Annotated in this window: 18 protein-coding genes; 1 reads left to right on the forward strand and 17 read right to left on the reverse strand. The window is 69.9% G+C overall.

The window, feature by feature from the left end; all coding sequences use genetic code 11:
* Nucleotides 1-2: 2 nt before the first annotated feature.
* The 5 genes from DBR36_RS00285 to DBR36_RS00305 form a co-directional block, all read right to left on the reverse strand.
* Nucleotides 3-608: a thymidine kinase gene (locus DBR36_RS00285; RefSeq protein ID WP_108317048.1), complete on the reverse strand. Its 606-nt coding sequence runs from the start codon at nt 606-608 to the stop codon at nt 3-5.
* Nucleotides 609-615: 7 nt separating this feature from the next.
* Nucleotides 616-2,088: a malate:quinone oxidoreductase gene (locus tag DBR36_RS00290; protein WP_108317049.1), complete on the reverse strand. Its 1,473-nt coding sequence runs from the start codon at nt 2,086-2,088 to the stop codon at nt 616-618.
* A gap of 99 nt (nt 2,089-2,187) precedes the next feature.
* A complete protein-coding gene (locus tag DBR36_RS00295) occupies nt 2,188-3,258 on the reverse strand; it encodes an aspartate-semialdehyde dehydrogenase (protein ID WP_108317050.1) in 1,071 nt (356 codons plus the stop codon).
* Nucleotides 3,259-3,446: 188 nt separating this feature from the next.
* The gene (locus DBR36_RS00300) at nt 3,447-4,049 is read right to left on the reverse strand and encodes a DM13 domain-containing protein (RefSeq protein ID WP_108317051.1); all 603 of its coding nucleotides are present in this window, start codon (nt 4,047-4,049) and stop codon (nt 3,447-3,449) included.
* Between the two features lie 64 nt (nt 4,050-4,113).
* On the reverse strand, nt 4,114-5,400 hold the full coding sequence (locus tag DBR36_RS00305; RefSeq protein WP_108317052.1) for an aspartate kinase: 1,287 nt from the start codon (nt 5,398-5,400) through the stop codon (nt 4,114-4,116).
* A gap of 181 nt (nt 5,401-5,581) precedes the next feature.
* Between DBR36_RS00305 and DBR36_RS00310 the strand changes: the two genes are divergently transcribed.
* Nucleotides 5,582-6,982: a threonine/serine exporter ThrE family protein gene (locus tag DBR36_RS00310; protein WP_108317053.1), complete on the forward strand. Its 1,401-nt coding sequence runs from the start codon at nt 5,582-5,584 to the stop codon at nt 6,980-6,982.
* A gap of 69 nt (nt 6,983-7,051) precedes the next feature.
* On the opposite strand, the gene DBR36_RS17450 is transcribed toward DBR36_RS00310, so the two are convergent.
* The 12 genes from DBR36_RS17450 to pstC form a co-directional block, all read right to left on the reverse strand.
* Entirely contained in the window at nt 7,052-7,873 is an 822-nt protein-coding gene (locus DBR36_RS17450) for an LmeA family phospholipid-binding protein (protein WP_181373419.1), read from the reverse strand.
* A gap of 36 nt (nt 7,874-7,909) precedes the next feature.
* Nucleotides 7,910-9,607 carry a phosphate ABC transporter substrate-binding protein PstS gene (gene pstS, locus DBR36_RS00320; protein ID WP_108317054.1) on the reverse strand — a complete coding sequence of 566 codons (1,698 nt, stop codon included), beginning with the start codon at nt 9,605-9,607 and terminating at the stop codon, nt 7,910-7,912.
* On the reverse strand, nt 9,604-10,353 hold the full coding sequence (locus DBR36_RS00325; protein ID WP_258222481.1) for a phosphate ABC transporter ATP-binding protein: 750 nt from the start codon (nt 10,351-10,353) through the stop codon (nt 9,604-9,606). The genes pstS (DBR36_RS00320) and DBR36_RS00325 overlap by 4 nt, the downstream gene beginning before the upstream one ends.
* A 521-nt stretch (nt 10,354-10,874) precedes the next feature.
* Nucleotides 10,875-11,813, reverse strand: coding sequence for a sortase (locus DBR36_RS00330; RefSeq protein ID WP_108317055.1), 939 nt, complete (start codon nt 11,811-11,813; stop codon nt 10,875-10,877).
* Nucleotides 11,810-12,598: a hypothetical protein gene (locus DBR36_RS00335; protein WP_108317056.1), complete on the reverse strand. Its 789-nt coding sequence runs from the start codon at nt 12,596-12,598 to the stop codon at nt 11,810-11,812. Before DBR36_RS00335 ends, DBR36_RS00330 begins: the two co-directional genes overlap by 4 nt.
* Nucleotides 12,595-13,689, reverse strand: coding sequence for a WxL protein peptidoglycan domain-containing protein (locus DBR36_RS00340; RefSeq protein ID WP_108317057.1), 1,095 nt, complete (start codon nt 13,687-13,689; stop codon nt 12,595-12,597). Before DBR36_RS00340 ends, DBR36_RS00335 begins: the two co-directional genes overlap by 4 nt.
* Nucleotides 13,690-13,855: 166 nt before the next feature.
* Nucleotides 13,856-15,448 (reverse strand): putative Ig domain-containing protein, encoded by a 1,593-nt coding sequence (locus tag DBR36_RS00345; protein WP_108317058.1) that lies wholly within the window; start codon nt 15,446-15,448, stop codon nt 13,856-13,858.
* Between the two features lie 31 nt (nt 15,449-15,479).
* Nucleotides 15,480-16,646: a hypothetical protein gene (locus tag DBR36_RS00350; RefSeq protein WP_108317059.1), complete on the reverse strand. Its 1,167-nt coding sequence runs from the start codon at nt 16,644-16,646 to the stop codon at nt 15,480-15,482.
* 62 nt (nt 16,647-16,708) lie between these two features.
* Entirely contained in the window at nt 16,709-19,339 is a 2,631-nt protein-coding gene (locus tag DBR36_RS00355) for a hypothetical protein (RefSeq protein ID WP_108317060.1), read from the reverse strand.
* Between the two features lie 155 nt (nt 19,340-19,494).
* A complete protein-coding gene (gene pstS / locus DBR36_RS00360) occupies nt 19,495-21,111 on the reverse strand; it encodes a phosphate ABC transporter substrate-binding protein PstS (RefSeq protein ID WP_108317061.1) in 1,617 nt (538 codons plus the stop codon).
* The gene (gene pstA, locus DBR36_RS00365) at nt 21,108-22,442 is read right to left on the reverse strand and encodes a phosphate ABC transporter permease PstA (protein ID WP_108317062.1); all 1,335 of its coding nucleotides are present in this window, start codon (nt 22,440-22,442) and stop codon (nt 21,108-21,110) included. Before pstA ends, pstS (DBR36_RS00360) begins: the two co-directional genes overlap by 4 nt.
* Nucleotides 22,442-23,449, reverse strand: coding sequence for a phosphate ABC transporter permease subunit PstC (gene pstC / locus DBR36_RS00370; protein ID WP_108317063.1), 1,008 nt, complete (start codon nt 23,447-23,449; stop codon nt 22,442-22,444). The genes pstA and pstC overlap by 1 nt, the downstream gene beginning before the upstream one ends.
* Nucleotides 23,450-23,766: the final 317 nt, after the last annotated feature.

Raw genomic sequence — 23,766 nt, forward strand, 5'->3', positions numbered from 1 at the left:
GGTCAGCGGCCGTCGAGCCGCCCGCCGGACTCGCGCAGGTAGCACGCGGCGCACATCGACTCGTAGGTGACCTCGCCGGCGATCTGCCCCTCGTCGATCGCGACCTGGTCGCCGTCGAAGACGAAACGCCCGCCCACCAAGCGCGCGTTGAAGATCGCCTTGCGCCCGCAGCGGCAGATGGTCTTGAGCTCCTCGAGGCTGTGCGCGATCTCCATGAGGCGCGCCGACCCGGGGAACGCCTCGGTGCGGAAATCGGTACGGATGCCGTAAGCGAGCACCGGGATGCCGTCGAGCACGGCGATGCGCAGCAGATCGTCGACCTGCGCGGCGGTGAAGAACTGCGCCTCGTCGACCAGCAGGCACGCCACGGGGGCGTGACCGGCGGCGGCGTGGAACGCCTCGCGCAGATCGTCGTCGGGCGCGACGAGGAAGTCGACCGGCCGTGTCACGCCCAGGCGACTGTCGATCTGGTCGGCGCCCTTGGTGTCGATCTCGGGCTTGGCCAGCAGCACGCGCTGGCCGCGCTCCTCGTAGTTGTACGCCGCCTGCAGCAGCGCGGTGGACTTGCCGGAGTTCATCGCGCCGTAGCGGAAGTACAGCTTCGCCACGCGCGGCTCAGGGGTTGATGGCGAGAGCGTGAGCCGTGGCATCCAACTCTTTACGCGCCATCTCGGGGTGCGTGTTGAGCGTCTCGCCGTAGCTGGGGATGAGGTCGCGCAGGCGCGGCTCCCAGGCGGGCATGCGCTCGGGGAAGCACGTCTTGATCAGGCCGAGCATGATCGACACGGCGGTCGAGGCTCCCGGCGAGGCGCCGAGCAGGCCCGCGATCGAGTGGTCGGCCGAGGTCACGACCTCGGTGCCGAACTGCAGCACGCCGCCCTTGGCCTTGTCGCGCTTCATCACCTGCGCGCGCTGGCCGGCGTCGAGCAGCTCCCAGTCCTCGTCCTTGGCGGTCGGCATGAACTCGCGCAGGCTGTCGACCTTCTTCGCGTGGGTCTTGAGCAGTTCGCTGACGAGGTACTTGATGAGGCTCGGGTTGTCGACCGCGACCTTGAGCATGGGGAGGATGTTGTGCGGTCGCACCTGGGTGACGATGTCGAGCATCGACCCGTTCTTGAGGAACTTGGGGCTGAAGGTCGCGAAGGGACCGAACAGCAGGGCCGACTCGCCGTCGACGACGCGCGTGTCGAGGTGGGGTACCGACATCGGCGGGGCACCGACCGAGGCCTGTGAGTACACCTTGGCCCGGTGCTTCGAGACGATGTCGGGGTTGGACGTCTTGAGCCACTGGCCGCCGATCGGGAAGACGCCGTAGCCCTTGATCTCGGGGATGCCGGAGCGCTGCAGCAGCTTGAGGGCCCATCCGCCCGCGCCGACGAAGACGAACTTGGCGTTGATCGAACCGGGCGTGCCGCCGATGACGTGACGGTACGAGACCTGCCACGAGCCGTCCTTCTGCTTCTTGAGCTTCTTGACGTCGTGGTTGGTCGCGACCTCGACGCCCTTCTCGCGCAGGTTCGCGAACAGCTGGCGCGTGAGCGAGCCGAAGTCGACGTCGGTGCCGGCGGGCACGCGCGTGGCGGCGAAGGGCTCGCCCTTGCGGCGCTTCTGCATGAGCAGCGGCGCCCACTGGTTGATGACCCGCGAGTCCTCGCTGTACTCGATGCCGGCGAACAGCGGCTGCTGCTTCAGCACCTCGTAGCGGCGGCGCAGGTAGGCGACGTCCTTCTCGCCGCGCACGAAGGTCATGTGCGGGGTGGCGTTGATGAACGTCGACGGCTCGTCGAGCACGCCCTCGGCCACGAGGGTGGCCCACAGCTGACGGCTCTGCTGGAACTGCTCGTTGATGGCGACGGCTTTGGACGGGTCGAGGTCGCCGTCCTTGTTGTCGGGCATGTAGTTGAGCTCGCACAGCGCCGCGTGTCCGGTGCCGGCGTTGTTCCACGCGTTGGAGCTCTCCTGCGCGACGTCGCTGAGGCGCTCCAGCACCGCGATCTTCAGATCGGGCTGGAGGTCCTTCAGCAGCGTGCCGAGAGTGGCGGACATGATGCCGCCACCGATGAGGAGAACATCGACGTTTTCAGTCACCCGTCGATTCTAGGTGCGGGCCGTGAGGTGTCTCGACATCGAGAGATCCGTCGGTTCGATGTCGAGACACCTGGCTGAGAGCGCCCGGATGCCGTGGCCTCAGGCGGTCGCGAGGCGCTGCTGGGCGACCAGCTCGGCGATCTGCACGGCGTTCAGCGCCGCGCCCTTGCGCAGGTTGTCGTTGCTGATGAACAGCACCAGGCCCTTGCCCTCGGGGGCGGACTGGTCGGCGCGGATGCGGCCGACGTAGCTGGGGTCGGAGCCGGCGGCCTGCAGCGGCGTGGGCACCTCTTCGAGGCGGACGCCGGGGGCGTCGGCGAGCAGCTCGCGCGCGCGCTCGGGGGTGATGTCGCGCGCGAACTCCGCGTTGATGCTGAGCGAGTGGCCGGTGAAGACGGGGACGCGCACGCAGGTGCCCGCGACGCGCAGGTCGGGCAGCTCGAGGATCTTGCGGCTCTCGTTGCGCAGCTTCTTCTCTTCGTCGGTCTCGTTCAGCCCATCGTCGACGAGGTTGCCCGCGAAGGGGATGACGTCGAACGCGATCGGCGCGACGTACTTCTCGGGCTCGGGGAAGTCCAGCGCCGAGCCGTCGCGGACGAGACGCTCGACGTCGCCCTGGGCGAGGACGCCCTCGACCTGGCCGAGCAGCTCGCGCGCCCCGGCGAGGCCGGAGCCGGACACCGCCTGGTACGTGCTGACGATGAGACGCTCCAGGCCCGCTTCGGCGTCGAGCACCTTCAGCACGGGCATGGCGGCCATGGTGGTGCAGTTGGGGTTCGCGACGATGCCCTTGACGGCCTGATCGATCGCGTGCGGGTTGACCTCGCTCACGACGAGGGGGACCTCGGCATCCATCCGCCAGGCGCTGGAGTTGTCGATGACGAGGGCGCCCGCCTCGGCGAAGCGGGGAGCGTGCGCGCGCGACCCCGTCGCCCCGGCGGAGAAGAGCGCGACCTCGACGCCCGCGGGGTCGGCGGTGGCGACGTCCTCGACGACGACGGCCTGCCCGGCGAACTCGATGGTCGAACCGGCGGAGCGCGCCGTGGCGAACAGGCGCAGCTCGCGGATCGGGAACGCGCGCTCGGCGAGGATCTCGAGCATGACGGTGCCGACCTGGCCGGTGGCGCCGACGACGGCGAGGGAGATTCCGGAATCGGAGATGCGGGTCATGCGAGGTCCTCGGGTGTTTCGGGTGACGGATGCCGCGAAAGCGGCGTTCGGGTCAGGGTAGCGCGAGCGGCGGGGGCGCAACCGACGACGGCGGCGGGGAGCAGGAAGATTGACGGTTCTCCGCCGTCGAACGGCCGTTCGGCATCGCGCAGCGGCCGCTCGGCCGGAAAACTCCTGCCGCGGTCGATTCAGCTCAGAGCCGCCGCACCGAACGACACCGCGAAGCGCTCGCACCACAGATCCACCGTGCGGAACACCGACAGGTCGACCTCGGCGGGGATGTCGTAGAGCTGGTCGCCCAGATTGCCGCGCAAAGGGCCCAGGTCGATGTGGTCGTACGACGCCGCCGTGTACCAGCCGTCGCGCCCCTCGACCACGGGACCCGCGCTCAGCCAGACGTGGACATCGGGCCCGTTCGAGGTCGACAAGCCCACCAGCGCCAGCTGACGGGTGCCGTCGGGGTTCTGGATGACGCGGACCGTCCCCGAGGTCTCGTGCTCGTGGCTGATGAGCGAGCCCCCGAGCAGATCCACCGGCCCGGCGGGTTCCACGGGCGTCGGCGACGACGTCGCGGGGGCCGTCGACCCGGGCACCGGCGTGGGCATGTCGACCGGCGTCATCGCGGCGGGCGCCGACGCGCTCGGGGCGGGGATGGCGTCGGCGACGCGCACGTCGACGAAGAGCAGCCAGGGCTGGAACACCAGTCCGGCCACGATCAGCACGACCGCCGCGGCTCCGCCCCCCAGCAGCCATCCGAGCGTGGACCGTCTCGATCCGGACCCTCGTCGCATGGCAGCCTCCGCTCGTTTGAGCGCAGGGTAGACCGCGGGGCTGGAGGTGGGCTGCGAGGGTGGATCAGCGACCGGTGCCGGCGTGGACGGTCGCCTCGGCGTCGCCGTCCAGACCGTAGGCGGTGTGCACGAGGCGTGCCGCCTCGGCCAGGTCGACACCGCGGACGACGACCGAGATGCGGATCTCGGAGGTCGAGATCATCTCGATGTTGACGCCCGCCAGGCTCAGCGCCTCGAACAGCGTCGCCGAGACGCCCGAGTGCGTGCGCATGCCCGCGCCGACGACCGACAGCTTGCCGATCTGGTCGTCGTGGACGAGGCTCTGGAAGCCCACCTCGGCCTGCTCGCCCGACAGCGCCTTGAGCGCCGCGGTGGCATCGGTCTTGGGCAGCGTGAACGAGATGTCGGTGCGACCGGTCGCGGCGGCCGAGACGTTCTGCACGATCATGTCGACGTTGGCGCCGGACTTCGCGACGATCTTGAAGATGTCGGCCGCCTTGCCGGGCACGTCGGGAACGCCGATGACGGTGATCTTCGCCTGGCTGAGGTCGGTGGCGACGCCGGCGACGATGGGCTCTTCCATGGTGGCTCCCTCGGGGACGAGCGGGGACTTCTTCGAGGCGTCGAGCACCCAGGTGCCCTCGCCCGAGCTGAACGTGGAACGGGCGTGGATGAGCACGCCGTGACGCCGCGCGTACTCGACCGCGCGGATGTAGAGCACCTTCGCGCCGTTCGCGGCGAGCTCGAGCATCTCTTCGCTGCCGACGCGATCGAGCTTGCGCGCGAGCGGGACCACGCGCGGGTCGGCGGTGAAGATGCCGTCGACGTCGCTGTAGATCTCGCACACGTCGGCGTTCAACGCCGCGGCGAGCGCGACGGCGGTGGTGTCGGAGCCGCCGCGGCCGAGCGTGGTGATGTCGCGGGTGTCGCGGTTGAAGCCCTGGAAGCCGGCGACGATGACGATCGCGCCCTCGTCGAGGGCCTCGCGCAGGCGCACGGGCGTCACGTCGACGATGCGCGCCGCGCCGTGCGTGGCATCCGTGATCATGCCCGCCTGGCTGCCGGTGAAGGAACGCGCCTCGAAGCCCATCGAGTGAATCGCCATGGCCAGCAGCGCCATCGAGATGCGCTCACCGCTGGACAGCAGCATGTCGAGCTCGCGCGGGGCGGGGATCGGCGCCACCTGACCGGCGAGGTCGAGCAGTTCGTCGGTGGTGTCGCCCATCGCGCTCACCGCGACGACGACCTCGTGGCCGGCGCGACGCGTGTCGACGATGCGTTTGGCGACCCGCTTGATGCTCTCGGCGTCGGCGACGGACGAGCCGCCGTACTTCTGGACGATCAGAGCCATGTGGAGAACTCCCGGAGGGGTCGTGCGTCGGGTGTCACGACGCCGGCGCTCGTGCCGCGCCCGGGGATCATCCTAGAGGCGTCCGCATCACGGCTCCGCCATGCGTGCGCACCCGGCGGACGCGCAGGCCCCCGCCGATAGGATCGAGGCGTTCCACCCCCCGTCCCCCAGGAGTGATCGGATGCCGCTCACGCCCGGCCACTGGCTGTCGTCGCTGCGCCGTCTGGTGCACACCGACGATGCCGCGTCCTCGCCGGACACGACCCTGCTGCCCGTCATCGACGAGGCTCTCGCGACGCGCATCCTCGACCTGGCGATCCGCATCGGCGAGACGATGCTCGTCGTCGGCGCCCCCGCGAACGAGGTGACCCTGACGATCGTGCGGGTGTGCGGGGTCTACGGACTCGATCCCGTGCACGTGGACGTCACCTACAACTCCATCACGATCGCCCACAGTCGCCCCGGCGCCAGCCACCCCACGACCCTGCTGCGGGTCGTGCGCGGTTCGGTCCCCGACCACGCGAAGCTGCAGCGCCTGCAGGCGCTCGTCACCGAGATCGCCGACGGGCTGGGGCTCGACGACGCGATCGCCCGCTGCCGCGCCATCCGCCGCCTGCCCTTCCGCTACCGCCCCGCGATCGTCGTCGTCTCGCAGGCCTCGCTCGCCGTCGGCGTCGCGATCATGTTCGGCGCGAACTGGCTCGCCCTCGTGCTGTCGTTCCTCGCGGCGGCACTCGCGGCGACGACGCAGCACGTCATGGCGCGGGCGCGGGTGCCGTACTTCTTCGCGCAGATCGCCGGCGGGTTCGTGCTCACCGTCTTCGCGGCGCTGTCGCCTCTGCTGCGCTACACCGGCCTCGACGCGGCCGCCGCCATCCGGCCGTCGGTGATCGTGGCATCCGGGATCGTCCTGATGCTCGCGGGACTCACCGTCGTCGGAGCCGCCCAGGACGCCATCGACGGCTTCGCGCTGACGGCGACCGGGCGCATCCTCGAACTCACGACGCAGACGCTGGGCGTGGTGCTCGGAATCCTCGCCGGTCTCGAGACGGTGCGCGTGATGGGCCTGGGCATGTCGCCGCCGACGAACGCCCTGCCCCTCGGCCCCGTCGCCGTGCAGTTCGTGGGGGCCGCGGTCATCGCGATCGCGGTGGCCGTGTTCAACGGCGCCGGCGCGCGCATCGTCATGGTGAGCGCGGCGCTCAGCCTGGTCGCGTGGGCCGGATACCTCGCGGCGACCGGCGTGGGGTTCGAGGTCGCCGCCGCGAGCGGCGTGGGCGCGTTCGTCGGCAGCTTCGCCGGCATCGTCGTGGCGTACCGCCTGCACGTGCCGTCGGTGGCCATCACCACCGCGGCGATCCTTCCCCTCGTCCCCGGTGCCGCCGTGTTCCGCGGACTCCTCGGGATCGTGGAGTCGGGCGAGGACCCCGCGGTGCTCATGACGGGCGTGACGACGCTCGCGGGCGCGGCGACCATCGGCATCGCCCTCGCCGTGGGGGCGTCGCTCGGCATCTACCTCGGCCAGCCGGTGCGCGCGACGCTGTCGAGCGTCACGCGCGTGCGGGCGCGGGCGCGGGGCTGACGCGGCATCGGACGAGGGATGCCGCGGCCTCGCGGGGCGCGGGGCGCCCGGGTCGCGGCATCCCGAGAGTCAGGTGCAGGAACCGAGCTCCTGCCCCGCGTTCGTTCGGAACGCGGGCACGTCGAGGTCGAACTCTACGCGCAGTCGCTGGTCTCTGATAGACACGTCGAGCGTGCGCAGGAATCGGGGAAACATCTCGGCCAGACACACCGACGGCGGCTGCATGAGAGCGGGGTCGGCTCCCGTCTGCGCGAAGAAATCCGCGGCCGAGAGGACGTCGTCGCCCACCGTGACCGAGGAGAAGTTCGTCGTCAGCCGACCGTCCTGCACCCGCGGGGTGATCGCGACGCTCACGCCCTGCGGAGTCAGCCCACTCCACGCGGGCGCGGCGACGATCATGTCACTGCCCGAGAAGCCCACGCGCAGCGCCCCCTGCCCCTCGGTGGGCAGGAATAGGGCGCTGGCCTGTGCCCCGGACAGGGTGAGGGCACCCGAGAGCCGATCGGGTTCCCAGTCGCGACCGACGCGGTGGAACCCCTCCACCGCAACCTCCATGTCGACGTTGGCCCGCCCCGTCGGGAAGCTGTACACGGTGACCGCGACCCGGTCGAAGCGACCGGTGATCTCCTGCAACAACGCCGACCCCGCGATGTCGACCCCCACGCGCTCGCCCTCGGGCAGGGCCAAGCCGGTCCGGAACTCGGCGGCGATCGTCCGCTCCGCCTCGGCACGGAAGACCGTCTCGGCGACCGCGACGACCGTGCCGACCAGGGCGACGGCCGCGGCGGCGACGACGGCGACGATCGCCCCCCACCGCACGGGCGGGGGCTCGACGTCCACAGACGGCTCGAGATCACGCAAGACATCGGTCTGGTGGTCCGGGGTGATCATGCGTGCCTCATCCGATTCATCGATGGTGGTCACGGGTCATCGCCCGATCAGTGTCAGAGTGAGCATGGAACGGTAGGCGCCCGCGCTGGCATCCCCGGGGACCCGAAGACGCAGATCCGCGTCGAATGTTGCGCCCGCCAGGGTCGTCGAGGTGCCGCGTTCGCCGGTTGCGAGGTTCATCGGATAGATCGCCTGCCCGACTTCCTGCGCCTCGGCGATCGTCACGCCGTCCTGGTGCGCCATCTCCCGCGGGGCGATGCCGAGGAAGCTCGACGAGAACCTCCGGTCGGGGTCGTCCGTGCCGACGAAATCGCTCACCGAGAGCTGCAGGTTCCACCCGCCGAGCCGATTCCGGTCATCGACGACGCTGAAGCGCCCGAGCGATCGCGCGACCTCGGCGCTCCCCCGACCCACGTCGCCGAAGTCGACCGCCGAGGACGCGGGAGCGGTGAGCTGGAACAGATCGGATGCCGTGACCGTGGCGGACACGTCCACCCCCTCGACCTCGTCCGGGCGGGTAGCAGGCCCGGCGTACCGGTCGGTTTCCGGGGGCATGGGAGCGGTGCGCAGCAGGAGGTTGTCGGTCGCGGTGTCCCCCGCCGCGAACATGGGGGTGCGGCATCCGTCGAGGTCGACCATCTTGGTCGCACCGGGGATTCGGCTGATCAGCTGCGGGGCCGTTTGCGCGACCGGGAGCGGCAGCGGTGCGTACCCCGAACCGGACAGCGTCTGCTGGCCTTCGCAGAGCGCGTACTCGAGGAAACGGGAGAGCGTGCGCCCCTTGTCCGCGGTGAAGATCTTCGTCGTCTCGGTCGGCACGATCATGTACGACACGGATGAGATGGGGTATGAGCGCGGGTCTGTGCTGCGATGGACGCCCCGCAGGTCGAGGATCCCGTCTGCCCCGCCCTTCGCACTCGACAGGGCGACGCTGACCGCCGACGAGGCGGGGGCGACGTAGTATCCGGCGTCGTTCAGCACCTTGGCGACGGGGAACCCCGCCCTCGTTGCATAGGACGTCTCCACATAGGTGATGGCGCCCTCACCATAATTCTGACTGACGTAGCCGGCGACACCCAGCGAGCCGTTCTGACCCGTGAAGGACCCGTTGATGAGAGGGAACTGGGACCGGGCGCCGTACGTCCAGATGTTCGGGTAGCGATCCGCCATCCATCCGGTGAACTGCGCGCTCGAGCCGGATCCGTCCGCGCGCACGACCGGGATGATCGGTCGGTCCGGCATCACCACGGCCGGGTTGTCTGCCTGAATGGCGGGGTCGTTCCACGTGGTGATCTGCCCGCTGAAGATCCTCGCTATGACGGGACCCGAAAGCCGGAGGTCGGTGACACGCACGCCGCCGATCTTGAGGTTGTACATCAGCGCGGTGCCGCCGGCCACGAGGGGGACGTACGCGTACGAAGTCGTCGGAATCTGCGGCGGCCCACCGTCCTCAGGTTGAGCCTGGAACGGCACCTCGCTCACGGCGAAGTCGACGGTTTGGAAGATGAAGTCCCTCCGCCCGGCGGCGGATCCCGTGCCGGAATAGTTGACCGTCATCCCGAGGTCCAGGGCGACGTCGCGACGCCACCGGTCGAGGGCGTTCTGCGACCACGTCGAGCCTGCTCCGGAGATCGGTACCCCGTCATCGGCGTGAGCCGACGCCGGAGCCGGGACCAGCAAAGTCGCCACCATCGCCGCGACCGCCACGAGAGCACCCCGCGCCGCGGGGATCATCCGAAGCGGCCGTTGACGTAGTCGAACGTGCGCGGGTCGATCGGAGAGTCGAACATCGCCTCGGTGTCGCCGTGTTCGACGATGTGGCCCGGCTGCCCCTGGGATGCGAGGAAGAACGCGCACTGCTGCGACACACGCTGCGCCTGCTGCATGTTGTGGGTGACGATGACGATCGTCAACTCCTTCTGCAGCTGGCCCATCGTCTCCTCGATTACGCGGGTCGAGGTGGGATCCAGGGCCGAGCACGGCTCGTCCATGAGCAGCACCTTCGGCTTGATCGCAAGAGAGCGCGCGATGCACAGGCGCTGCTGCTGGCCGCCTGACAGGCCGCCGCCGGGGGCCCGCAGGCGGTCCTTTACCTCTTTCCACAGACCCGCCGAGGCGAGGGACGTTTCGACGAGGTGGTCCTTCTCGTCGCGCGAGGCGCGCAGGCCGGTGAGCTTCAGACCGGCGATGACGTTGTCGTAGATCGACATCGCCGGGAACGGGTTGGGCTTCTGGAACACCATGCCGATGTGCTTGCGGGCCTCGATCAGTCGGTGTCCGGGGTCGTAGATGTCGTCGCCGTCCAGTCGCACCTCGCCGGCGAGGGATGCCGAGGGCACCAGCTCGTGCATCCGGTTCAGGATGCGCAGAAACGTCGACTTGCCGCAGCCCGAGGGACCGATGAGCGCGGTGACCTGACCGGCCGGCATCGTGAGAGAGACGTCGAGGAGCACCTGGTGGTCGCCGAACCACGCCGAGATCGAGCGCGCGTCGAGCTCGGAGAGCTCGCGTGGCGGCTTCGGCGCGTCGGCCTCCGCGAGCCGCTCGGCCGTGGCGAGCGCGTCGGCGGCCGGCGCCGGGGCATCGGAGACGAGCGCCTCGGGCGCCGTGGTGACGACGGGAGCGGTGAACGCGGGCAGCGACACGGTCGGGGCCGGAAGCACGTCGGTCACCGCATCGGGCGCCGAGCTCTCGCGCCGGCTGAACAGGCGCGTCGTTCGACGCGAGCGCCGCGCGACCTCGGCGACGGACCCCGCGGGGGCGGCGATCGTCGCGGGCACGGCCTCGACGGTGATCTGTGTCAGCGCCTCGAGTTCATCGGTGGTGACGACGTCGGTCATGTAAGGGTCGGTCAGGTCGGGCGCCGGACTCATGACGTCGGTGACGAACGGATCGACGGACCCCTGGGTGACGTCGGCGGGCAGGACGTCGGAGAAGAGGGCGTCGGGACGATCACGGTCGTCGAATTCGGGGTTTCGGGTGGAGGACATGCGGGCTCCGGTCACAGGAGGTTGGGGAGGAGGCGGATCACTTGGTCGGAGACGAAGACGCTGCCCAGGAGCAGTACCGGGGCGAACACGACCCAGGTCTTCTGCCAGCCGACGCGTCGGTAGGCCCAGACGGCGACGAATTCTGCGACCACGAGGAACTGCAGGGCGAACACGAGGGCCCACAGCGTGGTCATGTCGGTCGAGAGCGCCTTCGCCTGGGGTGGAAGGGTCATCGTGGTGGTCTGACGCGCGCCGGTCGGTTTCGCTTCGCCCGTCGCACGGGCATCCAGGTAGGCGACACCCGAGGGCAGGTAGGGGGCGCCGCGCGCCGACATGAGGATGAGTCGGCTCTCGCCCTTCACCGGCGCCGGCGGGGTGGGATCCCCGGCATAGCGCACGCCGAGCACCTCGAACTCCTGCTCACCCTGCCCGGTGCGCACCATGAAGGTCTCGCCGGGCTGGAGGGTCTGCAGGCGCCCGAAGGGACCGCCGAAGGCCGCCGTGCGTCCCATTACGACGCTCACGCCGGCCTGGCCGGGCAGCACGGTGTCGCGACGATGACCGGGCCCGCGCATGAGCACACCCGAGGTCGTCCCCTCGGACACGACTTCGTCGATGCCCAGCTGCGGGATCGACAGCACCGCCACGGGGGCGCCGTCATTGAGCAGGTGGTCCTCGAAGTCGCCCTCGCTCACGGGCGCTGTGCCCGCGGCGAGCTGGGCCCGGTAGGTGTCGCGCAACTGCTGCTGAGCCGCGAAGTGGCTGATGTGGCTGACGACGAGCAAGTTGATGAGGAACACCAGCACGAGCACCGACACCGAGACCAGGACTCCCCGCAGGAAGACCTGCCCCGCGGACAGCGGAGCGTAGACGGGCCGACGCCGCGGTGGGCGTCGGGGCGGGGGCGGCGGGAGCTGAGGACGGGCTGCGCGCTGATCGAAGAGCGTCATGGCATCGCCGCCACAGGAGCGGGCGGGAGAGCCGAACGCACGACCCGCACGACCAGGACGCCCAACGCGAGCACGACGGCCACCAGGACGAGCAACCACGGGAACACCAGCACGAGGGCGTCGCGGGTGACGGAGGTCGCGCCCTCGCCGGAGACGGTCTCGGGCGGCGTGAACGAGACGTGGGTCGACACGAGCGTCCACTGACCGGCGCCGTGCAGGGTCGCCGACACCACGCGGGACTCGCCGGGCTGCAGCCCGGTGATCGCCACATCACCGGTGCCGTCCAGACGCGAGGCGAACACCGGGGCGTCCATCCAGAACTGCGCCGTCGCGTCGATCGCGGTGGAGGAGGCGTTGCGCACCGTGAACCAAAGGTCGACGGTGCCGTCGACCGGGTTCACGGACGGCGCTCCAGAGCCGTTGAGCCCCCCGACGAAGATCCCGCCGCCGACGTTCACCTCTCCGGTGGGCGTGGTCTCGCCCGCCGTGCCGGCACCGGCGTCGCCGGTCCCGACCCCACCGGTGGTCCCGCTCGACCCTCGGGAGCCGTTGGAGACCCCCGAGCCGCCGGAAGACGAGCCGCCGGTCGACGACCCGCCGACAGAGGAACCGGTCGACGTGGACGACGACGGCGCGGGGGTCGAGCCGTCGGTGATGCTCACCGTCAGGGGCGTTCCCGACTCGGCGCCGCTGGCCGCCAGGGCGGGAGCGGCCGCACCGAGGGCGCCGACGACGACCAGGGCGAGAGCGAGGACGGGGCGCAGCGACCCGCGCGCCCGCGTCACGGGGCGCTCGCCCCGGCCGCGTCAGCGAGTTCCTTCGCTTCGGCCGCGGTCGCGCGCTCCATGTAGTCGATCCACTGCTCGGCGCGCGCCTCGTCGCGGCGGCGACGCCACCGCAGCAGAAGGAACGCTCCCGCGGCGAGGGCGAGCAGGATCAGCAACATCCACGGGACGGCGAAGGTGATGGCATCCCGATTCACGGGGGTCACCGAGAGCTGCTGGGAGGCATCGGGCGAGTCCACGAACGGGCTCAGGACCGTGTGAGGGTTCAGAAACAGCCACTGACCGACCCCGCCGAGCGTGAACTCGTAGGTCGCGGTGCTCCCGGGAAGCAGCATCGGGATGCTGCCGCCCTGGAGCCCCGTCGCGGGGATGCCGAACCACGTCCCCACGCCGGAGGTGAGGTTCGCGGCGAGAGCGACGTTGCCGGGGTTGGTCACCGTATAGCGCAGGCGCACGTCCCCGGCGAACGGGTTCCACCAGTCGCCCTCGTAGGAGGCGTCGTAGCTGCTGATGCTCAGCTGCGGCTGCAGCTCGCCGGACACGCGCGCGGAGATCGTGGTGGCGACGCGGCGATCGACGGTGACCTGCTGGCCCTGCTCGACGACCGATGCCACGAGCCCGCCGACGTGGTCGCCGGGCGTCGCCTCGGCCGGGAAGGCGATGGTGAAGGTGAGCAGGCGCACCTCGTTCGGCTCGAGCGAGAACGTCGCCCGCTCGCTGCCGTCCTCGAAGCGCAACCAGGCGCCGACCGAGGTGGGGGTGTCAGCCGTCGCCAGCAGCGAAAAGCTGCCGTCTGCGGCGTTGAAGGCGTCGGTGGCGTAGACGGTGAAGTCCTGACGCGCGGTGCCGGTGTTGCCCACCAGCACGCGGTCGGTCACGCTCTGGCCGGGGTCGGCGGTGTAGGTGAAGCGGGAGCGGCCGTCGGGACGGCCGTCCTCTCCCGCGGGGCGCGTGGCGACGCCGACGGTGGCGGCGTCGCCCTCGGCGGCCGTTGCCGGCGCCGATGGCGACAGAAGAGCGAGGGTCGCCAGGACGGCGATGAGAGCGGCGCCCAGAGCCGGGAACCGGCGCCGCGAGATCGAGGAGAGCACGGTATATCTCCGCAGGTGAGTGCGACGCAGGCATGTCGCGATGGTGAACGAGGGCTGATGGAAGGCGAGCCGATCGACGACGTGGGCTCGCGGCGGCACGCACCGTGCGGGAAGGCCGGAATCGGCCTCCCCGCACGGCTTACCGCGGGTCGATCTGCTCGTCAGCTCACTTGGAGGTGAGCGTCACGGTCAGCGTCGAGGTGTAGTCACCCGTCTGGGCGTCCTTGGGCGCCGTGAAGGTGAGATCGGCGTCGAAGAGCGCACCGGTGGTGAGCGTCGAGACGGCCGAGCTGGACGCGATCTTCGTGCCGGTACCGACCGCGACACCCGAGATGGGGGTGTAGCCGGAGAAGGCCTTCGGGGTGAGCGTCAGCGCGGAGGCGGGGATCTCGTCGTTGGCGGAGTTCTTGAACGAGCTCCACGCGGCGTCGAGGTTCCAGCCCTTGAGCACGTTGCGGTCGTCGACGACGGTGATCTTGCCAAGCGCCTTGGTGACGCTGGCGTTGCGCGCGACGCTGCCGAAGTCGACCTTGGTGGCCTCGGCGTTGAGCGACCACAGGTCGCTCGCGGTCACGGCAGCGGTCAGGTCGACCGTGTCGCTGGTGGTGTCGCCCGAGGCGGACACCTTGGTGAAGGTGTCCCACGCGAGGACGGTGAAGGTGGCATCACCGGGGGCCGTCAGCGCCAGGGTGTGCTCGCCGGCGGGCAGCGACGAGATGTCGACCGTCGCGGTGCCGGAGGCGTCGGTGGTGACCTGACCGAGGGTGGTCGGGTCGGACCACGCCCACGCGGTGAGCGTCTTGCCGGCGTTGGCGGCACCGGCGGGAACCGAGACCGTCTTGGCGCCCTTGGCGGGGTCGGCGATGTCGACCTTGTTGGCGGCGGTGCCGGTCGGCTTGACCGGAGCAGTCGGGGCGGGCGCGGAGACCGTTCCCGAGAAGGCCTTCTCGTTCGCACCGGCGCTGTTGGTGGCGACGACGGTCACGGAGTAGGCGCCCGCCGCGGTGGGCGTGCCCGAGACGACACCCGAGGAGGCGTCGAGGGACAGACCCGCCGGCAGGGCCGTACCGGTCTTCACCGACCACGTCATCGGCGCGGTGCCGCTGGCGGCCAGCGTCTGCGAGAACGCCGTTCCCACCGTGGCCGCGTTCAGGGACGTCGTGGTGATCGAGGGAGCAACGGCCGCCGCGGCGGGCGTCGCGAAGGTCCACGTCGCCAGCTCGGGCTTGGGGTTGGCGGCGACGGTGATGAAGACGAAGTCCGTCTCGAGCACCTGGTTGCCGTTGAAGAACGCGATGCCGAGCGAATAGTCGCCACCCGCCTGGGCCACCGCGGAGCTACCCGAGGGCGTGCCGAGACCGGCGCTGGTGTTGCCGCTGGGCTTGCCGTTGGGCAGCTGGATGCCGCCCGGCGTGAGGCCCAGAGGACCGTAGGCATTCCACGCGTTGACATTGGCCTCCTGGCCGCGCGGCGAGATGAACGTGCGGACGCTGCCGGTGTTCGCCGGGACGGGGAAGGCGCTGTTGTAGTCCTCGTCGCTGGGGTCGGGCGACAGCAGCACGGAGTCGTTCCAGTTGAGGGTCTTGCCGGCCGGGATCTGCGTGCCGTCCTCGTCGGAGATCAGGTAGACCGGCTTGGCCGAGCCCACCGTCGGGACGATCGCGGCCGACGCTGCAGCGGCAGGAACGATCGACAGCGCGGCGGCGGTCACGACGGCACCAAGGCCGAGGATGCCGCGCTTCGCGAGCGAGATCTTCATGGGGTCGTTGTCTCTTTCTTGAGGATCGGGGTCAGTTGTTGCGGGTGACGACGGTGCCGGTGGGAGCGCTGAAACCGAACTTGGCCTTGACGGCCTTCGACGTGGTGGGCGCGCCCGAGCCACCCCAGTAGGTGAGGCTCGTGGTGGAGGAGGAGTTCACGAGAGCGGCCACGCCCGGGTCGAAGGCGGCGTTGTCGCTGGTGATCTTCGCGGTGGGGACCACGATGTAGACGGTGCGGCCCCAGTCGGCGCTGTTGTAGTAGCTGGTGTTGGGGACGAGGCTCGGCGCGGTGCCGGTGTAGGCGGCAACACCGCCGATGGCGCCGACCGACACACCCGAGAACGTGTTGATTCGGGCCGCCCCGTTGGACTGACCGATGTAGTTGGCGACCGAGAGCGGGATGATCTGGATCTCGTTGTCACCGGGGGTGAGGACGCGACCGTCGTTCTCGGGGATGGAGTTGCTGCGCGTGTCGACGGCGGCACCGAGCGTGGTGGTGCTGAGGCCGATCTTGCCCAGGAAGGTGGTCCACGTGCCGGAGCTCGACTGGAGGCCGAGGGGCTTGAGCGTGAAGCCGGTGCCCGCGAGCACGGCGCTGGCCGCCGAGCCCGAGGTGGCCGAGTAGATGCTGCTCAGCTGGTCCTTGTTGAGGTCGTTGATCGCGTTGGTCGCCGCGGCCGCGTCGGCGCCGTTGGCGGCCTTGCCGAGCTTGAAGGCGTAACCGATGGCGTCCTGACCGAAGGGCACGTACGTCAGGAGCGTACCGGCGGTGTTGCCCACCGACGAGCTGCGGGCGAAGTCGACCTGGTCCTTGACGTTGACGGTGTTGTACGTGAAAGCGGAGCCGCTCACACCGCCCACGGAGGCGATGAGGGCGTTGCGACCGGCGCCCGAACCGTTCGGACGGTCGAAGACGGGGCCGAAGGCCTTCGTCTGGATGCTGCCGACGCCACCGGCGACGCCGAGGGTGAAGGCGTCCCAGGATGCCAGCGCCTTGCCGTTACCCGACACCTTCACCGACGAACCGGTGATGGTGGTGCCGTTGGCGAGGGCGCCGACGGCGTCCTGGAGGGTGTCGGAGCCGACGATCGAGTACCCGTCGGTGATCGGGTCGGCATTCGCCGCGGACGCCATGCCGGCGCCGGCGAGGACGACACCGACAGCTGCGCCGAATGCGACGATTCGCTTGAGCTTCATTTCTTCCTGTCTTTTTCGGGTGGAGAGGGAGGGTGATGCAGAGAAGCCGGCTGGTGCGGACTTCACAGGACCCGTCTTCTGAGACGGGTGATCAGGGGCACACCCGCGGCACTGGCCAGACCGGCGAGGACGCTGATGGGCAGGGCGGCGCCGATGGCACCGCTGTCGGGATCGTCGGGGGTCTTACCCCCGGCGAGGGCGCCGCTGGACGCGCCCGTGGCGGCGGTCGTGGCGGCGTCGGACGAGGTCGACCCCGCCGGGGCCGCGACCGATCCGGACGCCGCGGCCGAGGAGGACGCCCCCGCGGTGACGGAGGTCTGCTGCGCGGGGATGTAGGCGCCGGCGGACGATGACGAAGAGGACGACGACGAGGTCGGCCGCGGACCGTTCTGCATGACGTCGGCCGACTCGCGCGCCTGGTCGATCCACGCCGCGGGCAGGGCGACATACCCGTCCGGCAGCTCTCCCGCCGCCGTACCGGGGGTCTGCGCCCCCGTCCCCACCGCGAAGCGCACGAGGTCCGCGTATGCCGCGCGCAGGGCGGGGTCGGTGACCGTCGGGTTCGTGGCGGCGTAGACGGGCATCGTCAGCGGATACGCGTCGCGGGCGTTCACCGCGACCGACGACGTCGGGTCGAAGGCGACCACGCGGTCGCCCGCACCGGCGGGGGTCATGACGTCGGCCGCGGCTCGCATCGCGGTGCCCGTCGGAGCGGCGAATTGTCCCGCGGGGTTGCGCAGCGACACCGTCACCACCTGGAACCGTGCGGCTGCCGCCGCGCTGGTCAGGCCGAGTAGACGCTGGCTGCCGGGCAGCATGCGCGGGTTCTTACCGTACTTCGGCGGGATAGAGTTCGGGTCCCACTGCCCGGGGCCCTGGCCGTCGCCGCGGAGAGTGAGGTAGGCGATCGCGGACAGGTCATTGGCGTAGGGACGCCAGGTCACGAGGTTGATCGGCGCCTGGTTCGCGGGGACGACCTCGACCGGGTCCGCCTTGGGAAAGTCGTCGCGGGCGAGCGAGAACGGCACCTTGGTCGGGTTGACATCGGCGTTCGTGGAGTACCAGGGGTTGACGATCATCCCCCACGGGTCCGGCTTGCTCGCGAGGAAGTCCATCGCGTCCTGGTCGGAGGAGATGTACTTCCACACCGCGCGGGCGGCATCCGATCGCCCCTGGGGGACGATGACGTCCGCGATCGCCGCGCCCTGCACATCCTGGGCCTTCCACTCGGGATCGTTGACGGCGAGGAAGTCGGGATCGCGCGTGATGTTGTACTCGTTCGTGCCTTTTAGGTAGCCCTGGTCCGCGCCGGTGGGGATCGACGACCGGTAGGAGTAGCTGAGGAGCTTGGCGAGCAGCCGCGGGGTCAGGTTGACGTGATCGAACGGCGTCCGCGCCCGGTCCTTCCACTCCTGCGGAACGGTCTTGTCATTGGGGTTGGGCAGGCGGTCGATCGCGACCGAGAGTGCCACCCCGCTCAGGGCGACGGGGGCGTACGTCAGCGGGTCCTTGCCCTCGGTGGTGAGCGCGTAGCTGGTCAGCGCGAGCGGCGCCTGCGGGTTCTTGGCCGCGGACTGCAGCGCGTCGGACTCGGCGCTGGTGATGAGGGAGTAGACCGAGCCACCCTTCTGATTGCAGACGACCGGCTGCCAGGAGGCGACGGCGAGGGCGGCGAGCTCGCTCCCGGCGATCTGACGCTCCGTCTGGCCGAGCGCGCACCCGGTACCGACCGGAGCGAAGTCGAGCTTCACCGACAGCGCGTGCTGCCAGGAGTCGGCGAAGAGTCCCGACTGCGTGATGTTCGTGGAGCCGTTGTCCGAGGTGCCGCGCGGCAGGACGACCAGCCAGCAGGAGGCACCGACGGTCGTGCCCGCAATCGTCACGGGATTGCCGCAGCCCAGACCGTTGGACTGCACCGCGGTCTGCACCTCGAAGGTGACCGAGCCCTTCCCGTCGTCGCCCGAGCCGACCCACGGGATCTCGTTCGTGGTGTACGAGGTGAAGAACTGGTTGGCGTTGACGTCGACGCCCGAGTCGATCGTCTTCGCACCGCTCGTCGGGTCGCGCTTGATCGAGTCAACGCGGGTGCCGTCGCGCGCGATGAAGGGGATCGAGGTGTAGGGCGGGTAGATGAACGAGCCGGGGGCGGTGTACTCGACGTCCGCCTCGGGGACCTCGTCGATCGAGCCGAAGTTGCGGTAGGCGTCGCGCGTGGCGCCGACGCTGCCGGCTCCGCCGTACTGGCAGGTCGTGCGGTCGGGGCGCTGGGCGTCCCCGGGGTCATCGCCCCAGCACATGAACACCTGGAGGAAGTTCTCGCCGCCGTTGCCGCCGACCGAGGGCGCCGTCGACTTCTTCCCGCCGGTCCACGAGAGCCGGACGCCCTGGGCGACGAGTCCCCGGGTCTGCGAGACGGTGACCGAGAGATCGGGCATAGGAGCCGTGGCGATCGCGGCATCCTGCTGCTTGGCGCTGATCGTCACCGCCGAAGACGAGGCCGCGGCAGCGGAAGGCGTTCCCGCCCCGACACCGCCGGCCGCGAGGGCGAACACCGATGCGCCGACGACGACGCCGGCGACGATCGGCGCCACGGCTGCGCGCATGCGCCGACGCGCGGCGGCGGCGCGCTCGCGACGCGGGCGAGAGCGGGTCGCGCCGGCGTCGATGTCGCGGGGCTCGCGGGAGTTCGACACGGGTGATGTCCTTCGGGTCTGTGGGTGGCCTCCCACCCGCGATGAGCTAAAAGCGCGGAGTTGTCGGCCGGATGAACGACCACCGAACGAGGTGCCGATGCGGTGTGCTGCAGCGACGAACGCTGCGAGCGGCGCCTCGGCGGCGGAGCGCCGCGTCATCGACGTTTCGTTCCCGCGCCGGAGCGTCGGATCACCGCGGGCGGGATCAGGATCGCCGCGACCATGAGCAGGGCGGCGGCCAGCATGATGAACTGCGGCGTCCCCCACCCGTCGTCGGCGAGCGTGAAGGGCGACGAGACGGCGGCGTTCGCTGCCGATCCTCCCCCGGACACCAGCTCGCCGTTGGCGTCGTAGACGGGCTCTCCTCCCCCGCTCGCGGCAGCCGCATCGGCGGCCCCCGCGGCGGCGGCACCGCCGGCTGCAGCCCCCGCCCCTCCTGACGTGGCGGCGGCGTCGGCGCTGTTGGCGCCGCCGGAGACGCCACCCGAGCCGGTGGCCGCCGTCGCCTCCTGCGCACCTCCGGTCCCCTCGACGCACTGGGTCGGTCCCTGCTTGTCGCACGCGGGCGGGTTCGGAGCCGAGGCGGCGAGCTGGTTGTTCGCTGGGGAGTCGCCGGGCTTGAAGGTCGGGTTGTTGCACTGGTTGAAGTCGACCGGTCCCTCGGTGCCGGGAATGGACTCCAAGACCTTGGACCCGGCCTGGACGAGGTTCATCGGTAGCGGCGAATAGCCCAGGGCCGACGCCTGCTGCTGTCCCTCGCAGAGCATGTAGTTCGCGAAGCGGCTGAGGGTCTTGCCCTTCTCCGGGGTGAAAAGCTTATTCGTCTGCGTCGGCACGATCATGTACGAGTAGCTGGACATCGGGTAGGCCCGGGGGTCGCCGCTGTTGTAGACGCCGTCGAGGTTCTGCGTCAGATCCGGGTTGATCGCCGCCGACATCAGCGCGACCGCGACCGACTGATAGGTGGGTTCGACGAAGTAGCCGGCCTTATTCAGCACCTTCACGACCGGGAACCCGGACTTCATGGCGTAGGAGTACTCGACGTACGTGATCGCGCCCTCGCCGTAGTCCTGGCTGACGTATCCCGCCACCCCGAGCGAACCGTTCTGGCCCTTGAACGAGGCGTTGACCTGCGGGAACTGCGAGCGCATGCCCTGCGTCCAGATGTTGCCGAACTGCTTCGACAACCACAGCGTGAACTGGGCGCTGGTGCCCGAACCGTCTGAGCGGTAGACCGGTGTGATGGAGCGGTCGGGCATCGCGAGAGCAGGGTTGTCGGACTGGATCGCCGGGTCGTTCCACTTGGAGATCTGGCCGCTGAAGATCTTGGCGATCACCTCGCCCGACAACCGCAGGTTGGTGACGCGCTTGCCGCCGATCTTGAGGTTGTACATCAGCGAGGTGCCACCGGCGACGATCGGCATGTAGGCGAACCTGCCGTCGAGCGACGTGCCGTCGCCGAAGGTCGTCTCGGGTGCGGATCCGTCCTCGGGCTGCTTCTGGAACGGGATCTCGCTGATCGCGAAATCGACCGTGTTGTTGCGGAAGTCTGTGCGCCCGGCGCTTGAGCCCGTGCCCGAATAGTTCACGGTCATGCCGTAGTTGCTCGCGACGTTCTTGCGCCACTGGTCGAGGGCGTTCTGCGACCAGGTCGACCCCGAGCCCGAGATCGGGACGTAGCCGTCGGCCAGGGCGGGGGTGGGCGTCAGCGCCACGAGGGAGACGACCGCGAGTGCCGCGGCGAAGCGACTCAGGCGGGTACGGACGTTCACGACGGGTTCTCCTCGATGGATCGGTGATTCTGACGTGCGGTGAGGGCGCGCTGTGCGAGGCGCCACGAGAGGTCGCGGGGCGGGCGCCCCGGCGGAGGTACCGCCCGGCGGGCGGCGCGGGAGTCTCCGACGTTCCCGCTCATGCGGACGAGGTCGCGGGCGGAGGCGGCCGCCGCCGCGCGGCGCTGACGGTCGGACAACTGCCCGGGCCCGCGGCCGCCGATGAGGCGGGCCACGATGAACAACGTCAGCACTAGCAGCACGAGGGTCGCCGCGGCACCGAAGCCACGGGCGATCATGTTCGGCTCGGGCGACTTGACGAAATCGAACACCTGCAGCGGCAGCGAGATCATCGGCCCCGAGAACGGGTTCAGGTTCATCTCCGCGGTCACGCCGGAGGTCAGCAGCACCGGCGAGGTCTCGCCGATCCCACGCGCCGTCCCGAGGATCACCGCGGTTACCAGGCCGGACCGCGACGTGGGCAGCACGACGCTCCAGACCGTCCGCCACCGACTCGTCCCCAGCGCGTAGGAGGCCTCGCGCAGATTGTTGGGCACCAGGCGCAGCACGACGTCAGACGCACGGATAATGATGGGCAGCATCATCACGCTGATGGCCAGGGATGCCGCGAACCCCGAGCGCTGATTGGTGATGAGGGTCACCACTGCGGCGTACACGAACAGGCCGGCGACGATAGAGGGCAGTGCGGTCATGGCATCCGAGATCGTCCGGACGAACCGGGCGAACGGACCGCCGATCTCGTTGAGGAAGACCGCCGTGGTCACCCCGAGCGGGATGGTGATGACCAGGGCGATGCTGATCTGGATGAGGGTGCCCACGATGGCGTGCGCGATGCCGCCCATCGTGAGCGGGTCGAGCGGGCCGGCGAGCTTCATCGTCTCGGTGAAGAAGTTCACGTTCATCAGCGCCGAGGACCCGCGACCGAGGGTGAAGAAGACGACGAAGGTCAGGGCTCCCAGCAGCAGGACCCCAGCGGAGTAGAACAGCGCCGTCATGATGCGTTCGCTGATCGCGAGGCGGTCGGCGCGCATCGACGTCAGGACCGCGTAGATGCCGAGGAAGCCGATGAACGACAGCACGACCCAGCCGACGATTCCCGTCATCGGGGTCAGCCAGCCGAACATCAGCGTCGAGACGGCCAGCGCGGCGGCAGCGCTTCCGAGAAGGTCGAAGCGATCGCCGAACGGGACCGTGCGCAGGTCGCGGCGCTCGCCCGCGTGGCCGTCGCGGAACGGGATCGTGGTTCGGGACGTAAAACCGTCGGGTTCGTCGCCGAGTGACGAGGGAGCCTCAGGGGTGACGATTGCCATCAGTTGCTCTCCGCTCCGGATCGGCTGCGCGCGACGATCGTCGACGCGGTGAAATTGACGATGAGCGTGATGATGAACAGCACCAGGCCCGCGGCCATCAGGGCGGAAAGGCCGAACTGGCTCGCCTCGCCGTAACGCAGGGCGATGAGGGCCGAGACGGAGTTCGTGCCCGTCTTCAACAGCTGCGTGTTGATGGTGAAGATCGGGGAGATGATCATCACCACCGCGATGGTCTCGCCCAGCGCCCGGCCGAGCCCGAGCATGGTGCCGCCGATGATGCCGCCGCGGCCGAAGGGCAGCACGACCGCGCGGATCATGCCCCACCGGGTCGATCCGAGCGCAAGGGCCCCCTCGCGCTCACCGAGCGGCGCTTGCGAGAACGCCTCGCGCATCACCGAGGTTTGCGTCGGGACCACCATGAGCGCCACAACGATCCCGGCGATGAACGCCGAGGAGGTGAATGCACCGGCATCCGTCAACCGGGCGCCGGTGGGATCGGTCACCTGGAACATCGGGATCCAGCCGAAGTAGATCGAGATCCACTGCGCAACCGGGATCACCCCGGACTGCAGGAAGAACACACCCCACAGGCCGAACACGACGCTGGGGACGGCCGCCATGAGGTCGACCATCGTGATCAGCAGGCCGCGCGCCTTCGGCGACACGATCTCGCTGATCAGCAGCGCCGTCCCCATCGCCAGCGGCACCGAGATGCACATGGCCACGAAAGCGATCGTGACTGTGCCGAACAGCACCGCGGCGACGCCGAAGCTGCCCGTCTCGGGCGACCACTCCTGTGTGGTGAGAAACGACGGTCCCGCCACGGCGAGCGCATCGCCGGCGCGCGCCGAAAGGAAGACGCCGACGGCGAGCATGACCGCGACGGTGATCCCCCCGGCGGAGTAGGCCGTCGCGCGGAACACCCGGTCCGCGATGACCGGTGCGCTCTTGAGCGAGCGCGGCTCGGGTGCCGTACTCGAGCGCAGCACCTCGGTGACGTGCGTCATGCGTCCTCCATCGATCGCGCGCCGACGCCGACCGCGTCCGCGCCTGACACCCTCGTCGTGAGAGGAGGAAGGATCGCGGGGCGCCGGTCGAGCGGGCGGTTTCGCGATTCGTTCGCTTCCCCTTGGGGCCGGTTCGGGTCACCGGCATCAGTGAGGCTAGGAGTCGGTCGTGAACGACACCGGCTCGCCGCGTCCACACCGCCTGGCGGGGTGGTGAACGAGAGAAGCGAACAGGTGAACGACGGACGTCGCCGCGCAGGTCTCAGCGGGGAGCGACCGTCGGCGGCGCCGTGACGACGGGGGTCGGGGTCGCGGTG

It is taken from the genome of Microbacterium sp. HMWF026, from assembly GCF_003061325.1.
Lineage (GTDB): Bacteria > Actinomycetota > Actinomycetes > Actinomycetales > Microbacteriaceae > Microbacterium > Microbacterium testaceum_E.